General features: G+C 53.7%; 20 protein-coding genes. 6 read left to right on the top strand and 14 right to left on the bottom strand.

Annotated elements, in window-relative coordinates; all coding sequences use genetic code 11:
- From AC07P6_RS18820 to hxlA, 3 genes are read left to right on the top strand one after another with little or no spacing between them, the layout of a single operon-like run.
- Positions 1–840: a glucose-6-phosphate isomerase family protein gene (locus AC07P6_RS18820; RefSeq protein ID WP_478314165.1), complete on the top strand. Its 840-nt coding sequence runs from the start codon at positions 1–3 to the stop codon at positions 838–840.
- Positions 840–1,403, top strand: coding sequence for a 6-phospho-3-hexuloisomerase (hxlB, locus tag AC07P6_RS18815; protein WP_434659201.1), 564 nt, complete (start codon positions 840–842; stop codon positions 1,401–1,403). Before AC07P6_RS18820 ends, hxlB begins: the two co-directional genes overlap by 1 nt.
- A 16-nt stretch (positions 1,404–1,419) precedes the next feature.
- Positions 1,420–2,055: a 3-hexulose-6-phosphate synthase gene (gene hxlA, locus AC07P6_RS18810; RefSeq protein WP_434659200.1), complete on the top strand. Its 636-nt coding sequence runs from the start codon at positions 1,420–1,422 to the stop codon at positions 2,053–2,055.
- Between the two features lie 211 nt (positions 2,056–2,266).
- Here the strand turns inward: hxlA and AC07P6_RS18805 are convergent, their stop codons facing one another.
- The 6 genes from AC07P6_RS18805 to potA all read right to left on the bottom strand — a co-directional run bounded on the left by AC07P6_RS18805 (position 2,267) and on the right by potA (position 7,482).
- Positions 2,267–3,040 carry a TPM domain-containing protein gene (locus tag AC07P6_RS18805; protein WP_434659199.1) on the bottom strand — a complete coding sequence of 258 codons (774 nt, stop codon included), beginning with the start codon at positions 3,038–3,040 and terminating at the stop codon, positions 2,267–2,269.
- On the bottom strand, positions 3,037–3,495 hold the full coding sequence (locus tag AC07P6_RS18800; protein WP_182237948.1) for a DUF3592 domain-containing protein: 459 nt from the start codon (positions 3,493–3,495) through the stop codon (positions 3,037–3,039). The genes AC07P6_RS18805 and AC07P6_RS18800 overlap by 4 nt, the downstream gene beginning before the upstream one ends.
- A gap of 184 nt (positions 3,496–3,679) precedes the next feature.
- Positions 3,680–4,726 carry a spermidine/putrescine ABC transporter substrate-binding protein PotD gene (gene potD / locus AC07P6_RS18795; RefSeq protein ID WP_434659198.1) on the bottom strand — a complete coding sequence of 349 codons (1,047 nt, stop codon included), beginning with the start codon at positions 4,724–4,726 and terminating at the stop codon, positions 3,680–3,682.
- Entirely contained in the window at positions 4,723–5,508 is a 786-nt protein-coding gene (potC, locus tag AC07P6_RS18790; RefSeq protein WP_181482658.1) for a spermidine/putrescine ABC transporter permease PotC, read from the bottom strand. Before potC ends, potD begins: the two co-directional genes overlap by 4 nt.
- On the bottom strand, positions 5,505–6,362 hold the full coding sequence (gene potB, locus AC07P6_RS18785) for a spermidine/putrescine ABC transporter permease PotB (protein WP_478314161.1): 858 nt from the start codon (positions 6,360–6,362) through the stop codon (positions 5,505–5,507). Before potB ends, potC begins: the two co-directional genes overlap by 4 nt.
- On the bottom strand, positions 6,346–7,482 hold the full coding sequence (potA, locus tag AC07P6_RS18780) for a spermidine/putrescine ABC transporter ATP-binding protein PotA (protein WP_304258208.1): 1,137 nt from the start codon (positions 7,480–7,482) through the stop codon (positions 6,346–6,348). The genes potB and potA overlap by 17 nt, the downstream gene beginning before the upstream one ends.
- Before the next feature lie 257 nt (positions 7,483–7,739).
- Between potA and pepT the strand changes: the two genes are divergently transcribed.
- Both pepT and AC07P6_RS18770 read left to right on the top strand, forming a co-directional pair.
- Positions 7,740–8,963: a peptidase T gene (gene pepT, locus AC07P6_RS18775; RefSeq protein ID WP_182237955.1), complete on the top strand. Its 1,224-nt coding sequence runs from the start codon at positions 7,740–7,742 to the stop codon at positions 8,961–8,963.
- An 89-nt stretch (positions 8,964–9,052) separates the two neighbouring features.
- Positions 9,053–9,544, top strand: coding sequence for an REP-associated tyrosine transposase (locus AC07P6_RS18770; RefSeq protein WP_478314158.1), 492 nt, complete (start codon positions 9,053–9,055; stop codon positions 9,542–9,544).
- Between the two features lie 260 nt (positions 9,545–9,804).
- Here the strand turns inward: AC07P6_RS18770 and AC07P6_RS18765 are convergent, their stop codons facing one another.
- The 4 genes from AC07P6_RS18765 to AC07P6_RS18750 form a co-directional block, all read right to left on the bottom strand.
- A complete protein-coding gene (locus AC07P6_RS18765) occupies positions 9,805–10,926 on the bottom strand; it encodes a ribosomal protein uL16 3-hydroxylase (RefSeq protein WP_110273634.1) in 1,122 nt (373 codons plus the stop codon).
- Positions 10,927–11,012: 86 nt separating this feature from the next.
- Positions 11,013–12,479 (bottom strand): two-component system sensor histidine kinase PhoQ, encoded by a 1,467-nt coding sequence (gene phoQ / locus AC07P6_RS18760; protein WP_304258212.1) that lies wholly within the window; start codon positions 12,477–12,479, stop codon positions 11,013–11,015.
- The gene (gene phoP, locus AC07P6_RS18755) at positions 12,476–13,150 is read right to left on the bottom strand and encodes a two-component system response regulator PhoP (RefSeq protein ID WP_112216649.1); all 675 of its coding nucleotides are present in this window, start codon (positions 13,148–13,150) and stop codon (positions 12,476–12,478) included. Before phoP ends, phoQ begins: the two co-directional genes overlap by 4 nt.
- A gap of 84 nt (positions 13,151–13,234) precedes the next feature.
- Positions 13,235–13,681 carry a winged helix-turn-helix transcriptional regulator gene (locus tag AC07P6_RS18750; protein ID WP_478314155.1) on the bottom strand — a complete coding sequence of 149 codons (447 nt, stop codon included), beginning with the start codon at positions 13,679–13,681 and terminating at the stop codon, positions 13,235–13,237.
- Positions 13,682–13,781: 100 nt separating this feature from the next.
- Between AC07P6_RS18750 and AC07P6_RS18745 the strand changes: the two genes are divergently transcribed.
- Complete coding sequence (locus AC07P6_RS18745) at positions 13,782–14,996, top strand: MFS transporter (RefSeq protein WP_478314153.1); 1,215 nt, start codon at positions 13,782–13,784, stop codon at positions 14,994–14,996.
- Positions 14,997–15,043: 47 nt separating this feature from the next.
- Here the strand turns inward: AC07P6_RS18745 and purB are convergent, their stop codons facing one another.
- The 4 genes from purB to AC07P6_RS18725 are packed head-to-tail and all read right to left on the bottom strand — an operon-like array spanning position 15,044 to position 18,740.
- The gene (gene purB, locus AC07P6_RS18740) at positions 15,044–16,414 is read right to left on the bottom strand and encodes an adenylosuccinate lyase (RefSeq protein ID WP_182237965.1); all 1,371 of its coding nucleotides are present in this window, start codon (positions 16,412–16,414) and stop codon (positions 15,044–15,046) included.
- 3 nt (positions 16,415–16,417) lie between these two features.
- Entirely contained in the window at positions 16,418–17,059 is a 642-nt protein-coding gene (gene hflD, locus AC07P6_RS18735; RefSeq protein ID WP_110273628.1) for a high frequency lysogenization protein HflD, read from the bottom strand.
- A gap of 59 nt (positions 17,060–17,118) precedes the next feature.
- Positions 17,119–18,225, bottom strand: coding sequence for a tRNA 2-thiouridine(34) synthase MnmA (gene mnmA / locus AC07P6_RS18730; RefSeq protein ID WP_478314150.1), 1,107 nt, complete (start codon positions 18,223–18,225; stop codon positions 17,119–17,121).
- Positions 18,226–18,281: 56 nt separating this feature from the next.
- Positions 18,282–18,740, bottom strand: coding sequence for an NUDIX hydrolase (locus tag AC07P6_RS18725; protein ID WP_110273626.1), 459 nt, complete (start codon positions 18,738–18,740; stop codon positions 18,282–18,284).
- Positions 18,741–18,746: the final 6 nt, after the last annotated feature.

Genomic DNA, 18,746 nt, shown 5'->3' with positions numbered 1-18,746 from the left:
ATGAAATTACTCACGCATAGCGGTATTCCCCTGTGGCTGGATACCGATGAGGTTATGGCTCTTAAGGCACCGTTGAATTATTTAGGCTATGGACGAAAAAAGGCTGGGCAGATGGCGGGGCTACTCTGGGAGTTTAGCGAAGAGAAAAAAAATACCCTGGTTTATGATGTTTATCGGGGGATTTCTTTCCCTGAAGATGAAAAAATGCTGGAGGCCGACAGGTATCGCTACGATATTACGATTGTGCTGTCCGGGCTGATTGGCAATGAGCGTAAGAAAACCAGCGGCCATTATCATGGCATTAATGAGAGCGGTAAGAATACGCACCCTGAGGTGTATGAAGTCATCAGCGGTACGGCGGCCTATGTTCTGCAAAAATCACCAGATTATTCCGTTGATCCACAAGATTTAGCGGTAGATGACATTATTATTGCCGTCGTTAAGGCCGGGCAAAGTATCATTGTTCCGCCAAATTATGGCCACTGCGCAATTAATATTGGTGACGGTCCGCTGGTATTCAGCAATCTGGCCTATGTCCCCTGTGCGATCCACTACGAACCCGTTCAGTATTATCACGGTATGAGCTGTTCGGTCTATGAAGAGAACGGTCAGTTGACGGTGGTGAAAAATAAACATTATCCACAATTGCCGAAAATACGCTTTGCCACGGTAAAAGAGAATCCACGGCTGGGGATCGTCTTTAATAAACCGGTTTATCAGAGCTATCAAGAAGACCCGCCGCGTTTTCATTTTTTGGGTAACGTTGACAGTTATGTCGATGAAATTATGTCCATGCTGGATATTCACGATGAGTTATTGCCCGTTCGGGAGGGAAGATAATGAACTCGGTAAATAACGTCATTCAGGCCAGCAACGATCTGCATCAGCTATTTAAAAAAGTGAATGCCGATGATGTACAGCATCTGGAACTGCTCATTAGCGAAGCCCCTGCGGTATTTGTTTATGGGGCCGGGCGTTCGCTGCTGATGCTTAAAGCGTTTGCGATGCGGCTGATGCATATCGGTATAAGCGTGCATATTGTTGGTGACGTCGTGACTCCGGCGTTGCGGGAAGGCGATTTGCTGCTGCTTGCCAGCGCGTCCGGTGAAACCGGTTTGCTGATTCAGGTCGCCAAAAAGGCCCGTAGTCTGGGCGGTAAAATTGCGTTGTTAAGCATCTTTCCAGAATCAACCTTAGGCCAACTGGCGGATGTCACGGTGAAGCTGCCGGCCTATACCGACAAGCTGCCGGACGGACCGGATAACGTTAAAGGCGTGCTGCCCGGCGGCAGTATGTTTGAAGAGAGCGTATTGCTGCTCGGCGATACCCTGACTTTACGTCTGGCAGAAATGAACGGCCATCTATTAACCAAAGGTTTTGCGCTGCACGCCAATCTTGAATAATCATAGGGGAATTAACATGAAATTACAGCTGGCTATTGATGAAATGACCTTAAGCGAAGCGCTGGTCTTTATTGATAAAGTTGAGAAGGATATTGATATTATTGAAGTAGGAACACCCTTTTTAATTCGTGAAGGATGCCACGCGATAAAAGCCATTAAAGAGAAATATCCGCATAAAGAAGTTTTGGCTGACGCCAAAATTATGGATGGCGGCTATTTTGAATCTGAAATGGCATTTAACGCTGGCGCTGAATATGTCACGGTATTGGGCGTGACGGATATTCTGACCATTCAGTCCTGCATTATGGCGGCGAAAGATTTCGGTAAGCAGGTGGTGGTCGATATGATTTGCGTTGATGACCTTCCGGCGCGCGTGCACCAGCTTGAAGATGCCGGCGCCAATATGCTGGCGGTCCACACCGGTACCGACCAGCAGGCCGCGGGGCGTAAGCCGATTGACGACCTGGCGGTGATGATTGAGCACCGCCGCCATGCCAAAATCGCCGTCGCCGGGGGCATCAGCAGCAAAACGATTGCTTCCTACGCGGCGTTGAAGCCGGACGTGGTGATTGTGGGCTCTGCGATTACCCACGCGGAAGACCCGGCGAAAGAAGCGCGCTTAATTGCCGACGCTCTGCACCAGCAGGGTTAAGAAAAGAGCGGCGTTATTCAACGCCTGAGACTGATGACAAACCAGATTTAAAAATTGTGCTCGCGTTTCTGCCGGGCGGCGGCTGACGCCTTGCCCGGCCTACAAAACCCACAATATTAATAAATTGTGCATTTTCGTAGGCCCGGTAAGGCGCTAGCCGCCACCGGGCAATTCCAGATGAGTGCACTTTGTCAGCAATCAGTGGCGTTATTCAACGCCTTCTTCTCGTCCATAGCCAGGTAGCCAGAAAGGTGCAGAAGCCGATAAGCACTGCCCATAGCGGAGCAATTTTGTGCAGTGAGAACCCGCCGTGACTTAAGAACAGGCACAGCGCCTGATAAAAGAGGTTGGCTATCGTCATGGCCAGCGTGAACTTCAGCGCATAGCGCCAGCGGGTGGTGAAGCGGAAACACCATGTGAAGGCCATAAACGCCAGTACCCAGAAGAGAAAACCGAGCGGATGGCCGGGCAAATCGTTTTTGTAGGGCGCATCCGACGAAGCATACCAGGTGAGCGGCGGAGTGGGCTGCTGTAATAGCGCCGCCTGTAATACGTCCAGCGCGGTATTGAGTCCCTGGAACCACAGACTATTCTGCCAGTAGGCGAGGGTGTGATTCTCAATGATTAAGGCCGCGTGACTGTCCCGTAGGCGTGACTGTGCTTTCGGGTCGCCAATCAGTTCAATCTGGCGGCTGTCGGTAGTGATAATCAGCAGAAGGAAGCCCTGATTTTCGTCAGCCAGTCGTTTTGCCGATTGCAGGAGTTGTGCTTTTTTCGCCAGCAAAAGGGTTTCTTGCGTGGTTAACAGAATAAACGGCGCGATCCCCGTTTGCTTTTTGAAAAGCTCAGCGCGCTGGATAATGTCGCTCTTACTGGAGACCGTATTGGTAGTATCCGTAAAGTATCCTTCGATGTCAGGCGTTGACGCTGCGAAACCAGGATGAAATATCGAAAGACAGAACAATAGGGTAATTAACTTCCTCACTGGACTACCCTCCGTTTCTTTTTAGAGGAAGGGCGAATAAGCTGGCTACCCGCAGTAAAAATGATGCCAATAAGACCTAAAAAACCCCATTTAAAAAAATTCATCCATGGGCTATGGATTCTGGCCTGATGCGGTTGTCCAGGAGGGTAAATAACGTCGACGGTTTCTCCTTCACTGTTTTCATAAAGGGAATTTCCGCTCTTTGATTTAAAAATGAGCGTGTAATCCGGCGTCGGGCGGAAGGCGACAACGGGACGCCAGGTGGCTTTGTTGCGTTTTGTCCCTTTGGCGTTGGGGTTGCTTCTGCGCAATTCGGTATCAACGATAATACCGGTAGTATGGATAACGTTGCTGGTAGAGCGATATTGATAATAAAAAATAGCGGCGGAGATGAGCATCATCACGATGCCAATGCTGAGGAAGATATAATAAAGGACTTTACTGTCTTGTTTCATGTGTACTTATCCTTGTAACACATTAATACCCGTCATATTTCAAGCCGCATCTTTGTTGGCTGCCTGCACTTACCCCGGTCACGTACTGTTTGTACGCTCCCGGGGATGCGTTTAGTTGCCGCCGTGATGCAACTCGAACTATTTTGGGTATTAAACTTAACCGAAGCCCGGCAGGCTGGAGCGATTAACGACCCGCTTTCAGCTTTTGATAATACTCTTCATACAAGGTGCTGGCGCCGCCGACGTCGTTCTGCCACTCGCCTTTTTGAATCGTCTCGGCGTCCGGGTAGAGGGATTTATCGTTAGCGACTTCCGGGCTCAGCATCTTACGCGCGGCGAGATTTGGCGTCGGGTAGCCGATAGTTTCCGCCACCTGTTTGGCCACTTCCGGGCGCAGCAGGAAGTTGATCAGCTTCAGCGCGCCGTCGACGTTTTTGGCGTTTGCCGGGATCGACAGGCTATCCATCCAGAAGATGCCGCCTTCTTTCGGCCATACCACTTCCAGCGGCGTACCGGCCTGGCGCGCCACCCATGCAGAGCCGTTCCACACCATGCCGAGATTTACTTCGCCTTCCATATACGGGTTCGCCGGGTTATCGGAGTTGAACGCCGCCACGTTAGGCATCAGTTTTTTCAGCTCGTTATACGCCGCTTCAATCTCTTTCGGATCGGTGGTATTGCCGGAGTAGCCCAGTTTACGCAACGCGACCTGGAACACTTCGCGCGCGTCGTCGGTCAGCAGAAGGCTGCTTTTATACTCGGGCTTCCACAAATCAGCCCAACTGGTGACGGTCTTTGGATCGATTTCGTCGCTATTGATGCCAATCGCCGTCGCGCCCCAGATGTAGGGGATCGAGTAGTCGTTATTTGGATCGAACGGTTTGTTCAGCATTTCAGGATCGAGATTGCCGAAGTTGGTCAGCTTGCTTTTGTCGATCTTCTGTAGCATGCCCTCTTTGCGCATTTTATCGACGAAATAGGTGGACGGCACCACCAGGTCATAAGCGCCGTCTTTATAGGTTTTGAGCTTGGCGTACATGGTCTCGTTCGACTCGTAGGTCGAATAGATAACCTTGATGCCGGTCTCTTTGGTGAACTGCTCCAGCAGGCCCGGTGGAACATACTCGGTCCAGTTATAGAAGTAGAGCGTTTTGCTATCGTCCGCGTGCGCGGCGCTCATACCTACTGCCAGAGCCCCCGCAGCGAGCAGGTGGCGTGACCATTTTTTCATTTTAACGTCCCCTGAGTTTTATCACGTGCAATTAACTGGCTGGCAATCACCATCACCAGCGACAGAACCAACAAAATGGTCGCCAGCGCATTGACCTCTGGCGATACTCCAACTTTGACCATCGAATAAATTTTCAGCGGCAGGATTTCATAACCTGGACCGGTAACGAACGAAGAGACCACCACGTCATCCATCGACAGAGTAAAGCTCAGCAGCCAGCCTGCTGCCACTGCGGGCAACGCCAGCGGCAGAATAATCTTGCGCAGAATGGTTATTTCACTGGCACCGAGATCTTTTGCCGCTTCCAGCATCCGCACGTCGAAGCCCTTCAGGCGCGAGAATACCGTGACGACCACAAAGGGCAGGCAGAAAGTGATATGCGAAAACAGCAGCGACCAGAAGCCGAGCTGAATACCGATCAGCATAAACAGCACCAGCAGCGAAATCGCCATCACGATATCTGGCGACATCATCACCACAAACAGCATCCCGCTGACAAACGGCTTACCGCGAAAGCGATAGCGATACAGCGCCACGGCGGTCAGCGAGCCGATAAGCGTGGCGAAAGTCGCCGACAACACCGCCATGGTCAGTGAGTGCTGCGCCGCCTGCAGCAGGCTGTCGTTGTTCATCAACAGGCTATACCACTTGGTAGTGAAGCCTTGCCAGTTAATGCCGAAGCGTGAACTGTTAAACGAGTTGACGATCAGAATAATAATGGGGATATAGAGGTACGCGTAAATGGCGGTCATAAAGCCGCCGCGCAGCAGTCGACCGATCATTCCAGCTCCACCTTTTTATTCAGTAAACGTGCCGCGCGCCAGTAAATCAGCAGCATCAGGCCCATCACCAACGTGAGCGTAATGCTCGTCGCTGCGCCGAATGGCCAGTCGCGAATGTTGAGGAACTGGCTCTTAATCACGTTACCGATAAGCAGGTTTTTCGCGCCGCCCATCAGGTCAGAAACGTAGAACAGCCCCATCGCCGGGAGCATCACCAACAGGCAGCCAGCAATAATGCCCGGCATGGTCAGCGGAATGATGATGCGGATAAAGGTTTGCACCTTGTTGGCACCCAGATCTTTCGCTGCTTCCAGCAGCGGGCGGTCGAGTTTCTCGATGCTGGAGTAGAGCGGCATTACCATAAACGGCAGCAGAATATAGACCAGGCCGATAATCACCGCCGAGGGAGTGTACATGATGCGCAGCGGCGTATCGATAACGCCTGACCACAGCAGAAACTCGTTGAGATAACCTTTGGTGCTGAGAAAGATCTTCAGTCCGTAGATACGAATCAGTGAATTGGTCCAGAAAGGCACGATCAGCAAAAACAATAGCAGCGGACGCACTTTCTCGGGCAATCTCGCCAGAAACCAGGCAAAGGGATAGCCGAGCGCCAGGCAGGCCAGCGTCGCCAGCAGCGCCATATTCAGCGAGTGCAGAAGCACATCGTAGTAGAGCGGGTCGAGCAGGCGCGCGTAGTTATCCAGCGTAAAGACCAGCTTGACGAAATTGGTATCGTCGCGGGTCAGGAAGCTGGTGCCAATAATCATCAGGTTGGGCAGAAAGACAAACAGCACAAGCCAGCCCACGATGGTGGCAATCACCACATTTTGGAATCTACTTGTGTTCTTCATCGGCCAGCACAACCTCCCAGCTTTCTACCCAGTTAATGGCCATTTTCTGGTCGAGAGAGTGGTCAAAGTCAGGATCGTCTTCATTAAAGAATTCACTGACCATCACCATCTTGCCGTTTTCCAGCTCAACCACCGACTCCAGCGTCATGCCTTTATAGTTGCGTTCACGGATATAGCCTATCAGGCCATCTGCCTCATTACTGTGGTGAATCTCATCGACGCGCAGATCTTCCGGGCGCAGTAACACATTGAGCTTCTGGCCTTTTTCGACGGCAAAGTTGACATAGATATTGCATTCACGACCTTCAACGCTAGCACGCACTCGCTGTTCATCAATACGTTCGATAACCGTGGCATTGAAGAGGTTGATTTCGCCGATAAAGCTGGCGACAAACAGGTTTTTCGGCTCTTCGTAGATTTCACGCGGCGTGCCGTCCTGCTCGATTTTTCCGTCGCGCATCACCACGATGCGATCGGACATGGTTAGCGCTTCTTCCTGATCGTGAGTGACGAACACGAAAGTAATACCGAGCTTACGCTGGAGGGCTTTCAACTCGTTCTGCATCTGCTTGCGCAGTTTGTAATCCAGCGCGGAGAGGGATTCATCAAGCAGCAGCAGACGCGGTTTATTAACCACAGCTCGGGCAATCGCTACGCGCTGCTGTTGCCCGCCGGAAAGCTGATGCGGTTTACGCTGGGCAAACTCTTCAAGCTGGACCATGCGCAAAGCGTCATGGACGCGGGGGGTAATTTCCGCCGCCGGGGTTTTTTGCATGCGCAGGCCAAAGGCGACGTTCTCAAATACCGTCATGTGCGGAAAGAGCGCATAGCTTTGAAAAACGGTGTTAACGTGACGGTTTTCCGCCGGGATATGGGTGATGTCGTGATCTTCGAGATGGATATGGCCACTATCGACGTTTTCCAGTCCGGCGATAAGACGAAGAACGGTTGTTTTACCGCAGCCAGAGGGGCCAAGCAGGGTGAGAAACTCACCGTTGTTGATGGTCAGATTGAGGTCGGATATTACCGTTTTACCATCAAAGCTTTTGCGAATTCCCGCCAGTTGAACCAGCGGCGAACGCGAACGCGGTTGTATATTCAATTTTTGACTCTGTCCCATGTAGACGCAGCGGAAAGCTTACCGATGCGGGGTTTGTGGTTAACCACCTTTGGGTTTGCACATGAAATAATAAGGGCAAGCATTCTACGGCAAACGATTGTAATCGCCAATGATTGATGCGCCACGATGAACTACCTTTACAACATTATCGTTCGAAATGTATTAAATTCTCATTTGCCGGGCTAAAAATGACCTGACGCAATATTTGTCTTTTCCGGCTTATCAATAATGTTGTCACAAAAGAAGAGGGTGGCTACATGGATAAATTGCTTGAGCGTTTTTTGCAGTACGTTTCTTTGGACACGCAATCGAAGCCTGGTGTGCGTCAGGTTCCGAGCACCGAAGGGCAGTGGAAGCTGTTACGCCTGCTCCAGGCGCAGCTGGAAGAAATGGGACTCGTCAATGTGACGCTAAGTGAGAAAGGGACAGTCATGGGCACCCTGCCGGCTAACGTCGCGGGCGATATTCCGGCCATTGGCTTTATTTCTCACGTTGATACGTCGCCAGACTTCAGCGGCAAGAACGTCAATCCGCAGATAGTTGAAAACTACCGCGGCGGCGATATTGCTCTTGGTATTGGTGACGAGGTGCTTTCTCCGGTGATGTTTCCGGTGCTGCACCAGCTGCTTGGACAGACGTTAATTACCACTGATGGTAAAACCCTGCTCGGCGCTGATGATAAAGCGGGTATTGCCGAGATTATGACCGCACTGGCAACGCTAAAGGCGAAGAACATTCCCCACGGCGATATTCGCGTGGCCTTTACCCCGGATGAAGAGGTGGGAAAAGGGGCGAAGCATTTTGACGTCGCCGCGTTTGACGCCCGCTGGGCCTATACCGTCGATGGCGGCGGCGTGGGTGAGCTGGAGTTTGAAAACTTTAACGCCGCGTCGGTGACGATTAAGATCGTCGGCAACAACGTGCATCCCGGCACCGCAAAGGGCGTGATGGTCAATGCGCTGTCGCTGGCGGCACGAATTCATGCCGAAGTGCCCGCCGATGAAGCACCGGAAACCACCGAAGGCTACGAGGGCTTCTACCATCTGGCCAGTATCAAAGGTACGGTCGATCGTGCGGATATGCACTATATTATCCGCGATTTTGACCGTAAGCAGTTTGAAGCCCGCAAACGCAAAATGATGGAGATCGCCAAGAAGGTTGGCAAAGGGCTGCACCCGGATTGCTATATTGAGCTGATTATTGAGGACAGCTATTACAATATGCATGAGAAGGTGATGGCGCACCCGCACGTGGTCGAGATTGCTCGTCAGGCGATGGTTGATTGCCATATTGAGCCGGAAATGAAGCCGATTCGTGGCGGCACCGACGGCGCGCAGCTCTCTTTTATGGGCTTACCGTGCCCGAACCTGTTTACCGGCGGCTATAACTACCACGGCAAGCATGAGTTCGTAACTCTCGAAGGTATGGAAAAAGCGGTGCAGGTGATTGTGCGTATCGCCGAGCTGACGGCAAAACGCTAAACCCAGAGCCCGCTCCTGTCGGCCCGGTAAGGCGCTAGCCGCCACCGGGCAAAAAGAGTCCATATAAGCTGAAGAGGAGGGAACCTCTGATGTCAAATTATCGCCGTAGTTATATCCCCGGCGGTACCTGGTTCTTCACGGTAAATCTGCAAAACCGCCAAAGCGATCTCCTGACCCGGCACATTGAAAAACTGCGTGCCACCACCGCGCTTATCAAACGCAAAAAGCCCTTTCTGATTAATGCATTGGTTATTTTACCTGAGCATATGCACTGTATCTGGACGTTGCCGGAAGGCGATACCGATTATTCGGGACGCTGGCGGGATATCAAAAAAATCTTCACCCGTGAGTTAGAGATGCAGCAAGTCTGGCAGCCGCGTTTTTGGGAGCATGCGATTCGCAACGAAGAAGATTACCAGCGGCATATAGATTACGTTTATATCAACCCGGTGAAGCATGGTTATGTGAAGAGAGTTATTGATTGGCCGTATTCAACTTTTCATCGTGATGTTCGCGCGGGGTTGTATTCGTCTGATTGGGCGGGGGAAGTTGCCGATTTTGACGCCGGAGAGCGCAGATAGAACGCCGGGTGGCGGCTAGCGCCTTACCCGGCCTACCGCTCCGCGTTCGGTACGCAAACCCGGAGCCCTGCCCGTAGGCCCGGTAAGGCGCTAGCCGCCACCGGGCAAAACAAACGGTTCGGTACGCAAATTCGGAGCTTGGCCCGTAGGCCCGGTAAGGCGTTAGCCGCCACCGGGCAAAACAGACGGGTCGGTACGCAAATCCGGAGCTCGGCCGTAGGCCCGGTAAGGCGTTAGCCGCCACCGGGCAAACTGGGGGATCAGTCCTCGAAGAACCAGTAACCGCTGTTGACCAGCGCCGCCAGCAGGGCGAGGAATGATGGGTCTTCCAGCGCATCGCCGAAATGGTCTGCCTTGAGCGAAAGGTGCGTTGCCATGGCATCCAGCGCCGGGCGGTGCGGGGAGTTAATTTGTTCGCCGTTGACGAACACTTCGCCATCGATACGCAGCACGCGCAGGCCACCGAGGCGCGCCAGCTTATCCCCCTGCTGCAGAGCGTCGTAAATCTCATCGGGCTGATACGGCGGCTCCGGCGGCGCGACGTCCAGCTCGTGACGGGACTGAGTAATAAACTCGCCAAACCACTGCTTAAAATGCTCCGGCTGGTTAATCAGCCCGAGCATCATTTCGCGCAGGCGATCCAGCTCGGCAGGCAAAATATCCGCCGGATGATCCCGCGACGGCACGTCCGGATCGGCGTAACGCTGGCTACCTAACTCGCGCTGTAAAACATAATCAGCAAAGCCGCTGAACAGCTCGCGGGCGTTAGGGGCGCGATAGCCAACGGAATAGTTCAGCGAGTTTTCCAGCGAATAACCCTCATGCGGGAATCCCGGTGGAATATAGAGAATATCGCCTGGCTCCATCTCTTCATCAATAATCGCGTCAAACGGATCAACCTGCAGCAGATCCGGGTGCGGGCAGTGCTGCTTCATCGGCACCTTTTCGCCCACACGCCAGCGGCGACGACCGGTGCCCTGAATGATAAATACGTCGTATTGATCGAGATGGGGACCGACGCCGCCGCCAGGGACGGAAAATGAGATCATGAGATCGTCGATGCGCCAGTCGGGCAGGGCGCGGAACGGAGCCATCAGCGCCGCTGATGGCTCGTGCCAGTTGTTTACCGCCTGTACCAACAGCGACCAGTTATTCTCGCTCAGGTGATCGTAGCTCTCAAACGGACCGTGGCTGACCTGCCATTTGCCGTCCTGGTGGCTAACCAGGCGGCTGTCGACTTCGCTCTCCATGGCCAGCCCAGCCAGCTCATCCGGGCTTAAAGGATCGACGAAATTAGCAAAGCCACGTTTCAGTACTACCGGGCGTTTTTGCCAGTAGCGCTCGATAAAGTCGGGCCAGTTCAGCGTTAATTGATAATCCATAATTATATTCCACAGCAGGTGTTTGTTAGGGATTATAACGGATGCGGCACCTGCATGATGCAGGCGCCGTTAAAAAACTGATTGTTTTAGCTTTCTTTATCGTCAGGGAGCTGGTGACCAAAAATGACTTCCATGCAGGCTCCGCCGAGTAAGCTGTCCTCGGTCAGGATGCGGCCATCATACTGTTCAACAATATCGCGGGCGACGGCGAGGCCTACGCCTTGTCCGGGGCGCAGGGTATCGGCGCGCTGACCGCGATCGAACACCGCGTTACGCAGGCTCTGGGGGATCCCTGGACCATCATCTTCAACCAGAATATGCAGGTGGTTGTCGTTGGACTGACGCACGGAGACTTCCACAAACTCCAGGCAATACTTGCAGGCGTTGTCGAGCACGTTGCCCATGACTTCCATAAAATCATTCTGTTCGCCGACGAAGCTGATTTCCGGTGAAATATCGAGGGTGATATTCACGCCTTTACGCTGATAGACCTTGTTTAGCGCCGAGGTCAGGCTATCAAGCAGTGGGGCGATTGGGTGAAGTTCGCGACTGAGGAGAGAACCGCCGCTGCGCATGCTGGCGCGATGGAGATAGTAACCAATCTGCTGCGAGATACGACTAATTTGTTCCAGCATCACCGGTTCGGCTTCATTGACGTTGAGCTTCCCGCCGCGCATCGAGCGCAGGGTGCTTTGCATCACCGCCAGCGGCGTTTTCAGGCTATGGGTCAGGTCGGTCAGGGTGGTGCGGTATTTGTCGTAGCGCTCGCGTTCACTTTTCAGCAGGCGGTTGAGGTTACTGACCAGCCGGGTGAGCTCGCGAGTGGTGTTCGGGTTGAGCATCTCACGGTGATGCTCTTCCAGTTCACGCACCTCTTTTGCCAGCGACTCGATAGGTCGCAGGCTCCACCATGCTGCTACCCATAGTAACGGGATCACCAGCAGCAGGTTGGCCGCCAGCACGTAGATAAACCAGCTCCACACCATATAGGAACGCTTAAGTTCCACCGGAATGGTATCGACGACCACGATACTCAACTGCGGCATCGTGCTGGTGGCGGGGTAAAGATTGATCGCCACCGAGTGGGTCATCTCGGAGTCGTCATCCTCTTCACGGATAGCGTCCAGCTGTTGCTGCACTTCCAGGTTATTGTGTTGCAGCATGCTACTGCTGTCGACATCGGCCTCAATCTCATGAAAACCGTTGTTTTTCAGCCACTCCGGCTGAATGCGTTTGGTGAGCCACGGCACGTCGTGCTGTGCCCATAAGAGTTTGCCGTTGGCGTCGTAAATCAGCGTCACTGTGGGGCTTTGCATATTGAGGTTTTCGGGAATATCGACCTCAATTGTGTTGTTTTCCCACTTTGCCAGCATATAGAACAGGTTACTCTCGCCACGTAGCAGGCGAAAAGTGGTTTTATCGAAGCTTACGCTATAGCCGACCAGCGCCACCATTCCGTAAGACAGCGACAGCACCAGCACCACAGCGGCTGTCGCCAGCAGAAAGCGGACGCGAAGCGACAGCGGCAGAATATGCCGTAGCACGCCTTTCATCCGCGAAGTTCGAACAGATAGCCCTGGCCGCGGACCGTCGTAATCACATCCTGCGGATGCTCGGCCTGGATTTTCTTGCGCAGTCTTCCCATAAGTACATCAATGGTGTGGCTTTCGCGCAGTTCGGCGTCGGGATAGAGTTGCAGCATCAGCGAGTCTTTACTGACCACTTTGCCCCGGTTACGGATCAGCGTTTCCATAATGGTGTATTCGAAAGCGGTAAGTTTGATCGGCTGGTCGTTGACCGACAGTTCACGGCGCGACAAATCAACCTGGAAAGGCGGGATGGAGATAACCTGTGAGGCCAGGCCGCTGTTACGCCGCAGCAGAGCCTGCATGCGGGCGGCGACCTCTTCGATATGAAACGGTTTGGTGACGTAGTCATCGGCCCCGGCGCTGAGAACTTCGACCTTGTCCTGCCACCCTTCACGCGCGGTGAGCACCAGAATCGGCACCGAGACGTCGTGACCGCGCCAGCGGCGAATGAGCGACAGACCGTCTTCATCCGGCAGGCCAAGATCAACAATAGCGATGTCCGGAACGTGTTCACCCAGATAGTAATCTGCTTCCTTCGCATCTTCTGCCGCATCTACCTGATGGCCCAATTCCTGCAACTGAACTTTCAGGTGATGGCGCAGCAGAGCGTTGTCCTCAACCACGAGTACGCGCATGCCAGTTCTCCATTTTATTTATGATTTGAATAGTTTAGCTCTAATTATACACCTTTAATATAAACAGCTGTTAAATAACGAGTTTTATTTAATTTTTTGCACCTCTGTTTCATGAGGCGTTAGCGGCATTCCATCCTGGGCGACCGGCATCATCAGAGGGAGCGCGTGCTGCGTCCGTTTATCGATCAGGACTGAATGACGCTCGCTGTCGGCGAAGAGATATTGTTCTCCCCACTGGCGTAACGCGACGACGATGGGGAACAGGCGCTCTCCTTTTTCCGTCAGTACGTATTCTTGATAGGCCGTACCATCTGAAGCAGCCTGAGTGGTCAGAATACCCGCATCCATCAGCTTGTGCAGACGATCGGAGAGAATATTACGGGCCATTCCGAGGCTGCGCTGGAAATCGCTGAAGCGGCGCATGCCATCAAAGGCGTCGCGAACAATCATCAACGACCAGCGGTCACCGATAATATCCACACTGCGCGCCACGGGGCAGGTCTCATTTCCCAACTTTTCACGCGACGACATTCGCTCTCCTGACATTTGGCTAATCTGGTTGCATTTTAAAACTACATCATCTAGCCTTCAACTGGTTTTGTTTTGAAACCAGAATGGTAAGGTTGGAATCATGAAAGCGTCATTAGTATCGCCATCATCAATGGACCCGGTTGCAGTGATGCCACGCAGTCTGGTCTGGTTATTTGCCATCGCCAGCGGCTTGAGTGTGGCAAATGTGTATTACGCGCAACCGTTGCTCGACGCGTTAGCACGAAATTTTGCTATTAGCCATGCTGCCGTCGGGGGTGTGATTACGGCGACCCAGATTGGCTGCGCGCTGGCGTTGTTATTGCTGGTGCCGCTTGGTGACCGGGTGGATCGCCGCCGCCTGATGGCGATACAATTGATACTACTGATTGCCGCGCTTGCTGCGGTAAGCATGGCATCTTCTGCCCTGATGTTGTTGGGCAGCATGCTTGCCGTTGGCCTTTTGGGGACCGCGATGACTCAGGGATTAATTGCCTACGCAGCCAGCGCCGCTTTGCCCCATGAGCAGGGGCGCGTTGTCGGTGCCGCGCAAAGCGGAGTGTTTATCGGACTGCTGATGGCGCGGGTATTTTCCGGAGGCATCAGCGATCTGCTCGGCTGGCGCGGAGTTTACATTTTTGCCGCTTTGCTGATGCTGAGCATCGCACTGCCGTTATGGCGTCGGTTGCCGGTATTAACGGCGGTGCCAAATACCCTGAGCTACCCGCAACTGCTTACATCAATGTTGAGGCTGCTGCGCGAGGAAAGAGTGCTTCAGATTCGCGGTGTGCTGGCGTTGCTGATGTTCGCTGCGTTTAATATTTTTTGGTGTGCGTTGGTGCTACCGCTAAGCGCACCGCCTTTTAGCTTTTCCCACACCGAGATTGGCGCGTTAGGCCTGGTGGGGGTTATTGGGGCGCTGGCGGCGGGCCGTGCCGGGAAATGGGCCGACAGGGGATATGGCCAGCGTACCAGTGCTGCGGCTTTGGTGATTCTGCTCCTCGCCTGGTGGCCGTTATCGCTGATGGTGTGGTCACCGGCGGCGTTGTTAATGGGCATTGTGCTGTTGGATCTCGGGGGCCAGGCGCTGCATGTCACTAACCAGAGTATGATTTTCCGCACTCGTCCCGAGGCGCACAGCAGGTTGGTCGGACTCTATATGCTGTTTTATGCCGTTGGCAGTGGTCTGGGGGCTATAAGTACAACTGCGGTGTATGCAAACGGAGGATGGCAGGGTGTTTGCCTGCTGGGGGCGTTGGTCAGCCTGTTGGCGCTGGTATTCTGGTTTGCAACCCGGGGCCAGATGGCAGGCAAATGACGGGGCGAAAATCCCCCTCTTTCCTGCAGGAAAGAGGGGCGGAGGGCTTATTTCAGTTCGTCAACCATGGTGGTCGCGCGGCCGATATAGTTGGCCGGAGTCATCGCTTTCAGGCGAACTTTCTCATCTTCCGGCAGCGCCAGGCTGTCGATGAACTGCTGCATGCCTTCAGCGTCAACGCGCTTGCCGCGGGTCAGTTCTTTCAGCTTCTCGTACGGCTTCTCGATGCCGTAGCGACGCATCACGGTCTGAATCGGTTCGGCCAGAACTTCCCAGTTGTGATCCAGCTCGTCCAGAAGACGGTCCTGATTCAGCTCCAGCTTGCTCACGCCTTTTAAGGTGGACTGATAGGCGATCAGCGCGTAGCCGATACCCACGCCGAGGTTACGCAACACGGTGGAGTCGGTCAGGTCGCGCTGCCAGCGGGAAACCGGTAGCTTGCTCGCCAGGTGCTGCATCATCGCATTAGCCAGACCGAGGTTGCCTTCAGAGTTCTCGAAGTCAATCGGGTTCACTTTATGCGGCATGGTTGAAGAGCCGATTTCGCCAGCAATGGTTTTCTGCTTGAAATGGTTGAGCGCGATATAGCCCCACACGTCGCGATCGAAATCGATCAGGATGGTGTTGAAGCGTGCCATGCAGTCGAACAGTTCGGCGATGTAGTCATGTGGCTCAATCTGGGTGGTATACGGGTTCCACTGGATGCCCAACGAGGTCACAAACTCTTCGCTGAACTGGTGCCAGTCCACTTCGGGGTAGGCGACAATGTGGGCGTTGTAGTTACCGACCGCGCCGTTGATTTTACCGAGGATTTCAACCTGGTTTAGCTGACGATACTGGCGTTCCATACGGTAAGCGACGTTTGCCATCTCTTTACCCATGGTGGACGGCGTGGCCGGCTGACCGTGGGTACGGGAGAGCAGCGGGATATCGCGATACTGTACCGCGAGGTCTTTAACCGCGTCGATAAGCTTACGCCAGTAGGGCAGGATCACTTCGTCGCGCGCGGTTTTCAGCATCAGCGCGTGGGACAGATTGTTGATGTCCTCAGAGGTGCAGGCGAAGTGGATAAACTCGGAGACTGCGTGCAGCTCGGCCACATCAGCAACCTTTTCCTTGAGGAAATACTCAACCGCTTTAACGTCGTGGTTGGTGGTGCGCTCGATAGTTTTGATGCGCTCTGCATCTTCTACGCTGAAATCGGCGACAATTTTATCAAGGTAACCGATTGCGTCGGCAGCAAAAGCAGGAACTTCCTTGATCGCTGCGTGCGTGGCCAGTTTTTGCAGCCAACGAACTTCTACCTGAACACGGAATTTCAGCAAACCGAATTCGCTGAAGATACCGCGCAGCGCGCTGACTTTATCGCCGTAGCGTCCGTCGACTGGGGAAACGGCGGTCAGTGAGGATAATTCCATAGATCATAACTCCGGGGTTAAATGAGCAAGAATTTGTTTTGCCTGGTTAACCAGACGATTACGAGAAAACATAAGCTGCAGCCGTCCGCCGCCTACCTGATGCCAGAGCACGGCAGCGCGAATGCCCGCCAGCAGGGTGGAGCGAACTTTGGCCTGTACCTGTGGGCTTTGCAGCACGGCAGGGGAGCCGGTTACCTGAATCCGCGGGCCCAGCGGGCTAATCACATCAACGTAGATGCCCGCCATCGCGCTGAGCAGGGTTTCAGATTGCAGATCGAAATGTTCCAGCTGACGGCGCAGGCCGCCAATGCGGTCACCGAGGGTATTCATCGCCCCTTTGCTGGCAGCAAGCTTACGCTCCAGCACCATCAGGCTTAAAGTATAGCGGGTGAGTTCGGCATTCAGCCCCTGACGGCTGCTGGTGTTCAGCACGCCGATGAGGGTTTCCAGCCCGAGGCGAAGATTGGCTTCACTGCCACCGAACACCGCCAGAGTCGAATCCGGGTCGAGGTCGATGATGCTGTTCAGCGACACATGCAGGGCATCGCCATCGCAATGCCCCTGGTGCGCCAGTTCCTGAACCAGACGCGCGGCCTGGCAAACTCCGGCCAGCGCCAGCGTAATGTCATAATAATTCTTCGCCACACATTCTCCTTGTAAACCGCCGGACGCCCGATTGGTACATCCAGCGGCAAAAACGTCTGTCAGGCCTGCAGCGGCAAGCGCTGTTCAATAATACCGCCACCGAGGCAGATTTCGCCGCTGTAGAAGACCGCTGACTGGCCAGGCGTAACGGCCGCGACCGGTTCGTCAAAGATAACTTCGATACGTTCGTCATCCAGCGCCTTCACGGTGCAGGAGATATCGGTCTGGCGATAGCGGGTTTTTACCGTGCAGCGCAGGGTGCCCGTTACCGGCTCGCGGTCGACCCAGTGCAGCTGTTGGGCAATCAGGCCAACGGACATCAGACGCGGATGCTCGTGGCCCTGGGCCACGATAAGAATATTATTCTCGACATCTTTATCGACCACGTACCACGGGTCTTCGCCACCGTCTTTGATGCCGCCAATACCCAGGCCTTTACGTTGCCCAAGCGTGTGGTACATCAAACCCTGATGCTCGCCGACTTCATCACCGTCAACGGTGATGATTTTGCCCGGCTGAGCAGGCAGATAGCGGCCAAGGAACTCGCGGAATTTACGTTCGCCGATAAAGCAGATGCCGGTGGAGTCTTTTTTCTTCGCTGTGATTAAATCCAGCTCTTCAGCGATTTTGCGCACCTGTGGTTTTTCCAGCTCACCCACCGGGAACAGGCTTTGCGCAATCTGCTCGTGACCCAGAGTATAAAGGAAGTAGCTCTGGTCTTTATTGCCGTCGAGGCCGCGCAGCAGCTGACTCTTACCGTTGACATCGGCGCGGCGCACGTAGTGACCGGTGGCGATGTAGTCAGCACCGAGGTCTTCAGCGGCAAATTCGAGGAAGGCTTTAAATTTAATTTCTTTGTTACACAGAATATCCGGGTTCGGCGTGCGTCCGGCTTTATATTCTTCAAGGAACAGTTCGAACACGTTGTCCCAATATTCTGCGGCAAAGTTAACGGTGTGAAGCTCAATGCCGAGCTTATCGCAGACGGCTTGCGCGTCCGCCAGATCTGCTGCTGCGGTGCAATATTCCTCGCCGTCGTCTTCTTCCCAGTTCTTCATGAACAGGCCTTCCACCTTATAACCTTGCTGGAGAAGCAGGTAAGCGGAAACTGAGGAATCAACCCCGCCGGACATGCCGACGATCACTTTTTTCTGGCTTTCTGACATTGGAATACTCACTACATTGAACTTCGAGGCGGCGTATTCTAGCACGCGTCAACCGTTCAGGCACCCCCTGTGAACGGCCAGTTAAATTCGCCAATTAACGACAGAGGGTAACGTGGATCTTGCTGATAGCTGCGGATGCTCTCGGCAACTAATTGAGAACGCAGGTTTGCCGCGTTAAGGATTTCCTCAGCACTAAGCCACAGGCAGCGGTCAATATCGCTGTCATGAGGTTCAGTGGCGCACGTATCGTTAAGCTCAATGGCGAACAAAAAACGCAAAAAAGGCGTGCGATCCGGGGCTATCCACTGATGCATGCGGATAAAATGCTGTGGTGTCGCGCGGATGCCGGTCTCTTCCCACAGTTCGCGTTCTGCGGCCTGCACCAGCGTTTCATCGGCCTCCAGATGCCCCGCAGGCTGGTTCCATAACGCTTTGCCATTGATCGTTTCTTCAACAACCAAAAATTTGCCTTTCGCGTGAACTACGCAGGCGACGGTGACGTGCGGTTTAAACATATTGCA

This window comes from Klebsiella sp. GFKo11 (assembly GCF_056490265.1).
This window is presented reverse-complemented; position numbering and strand designations above follow the sequence as displayed.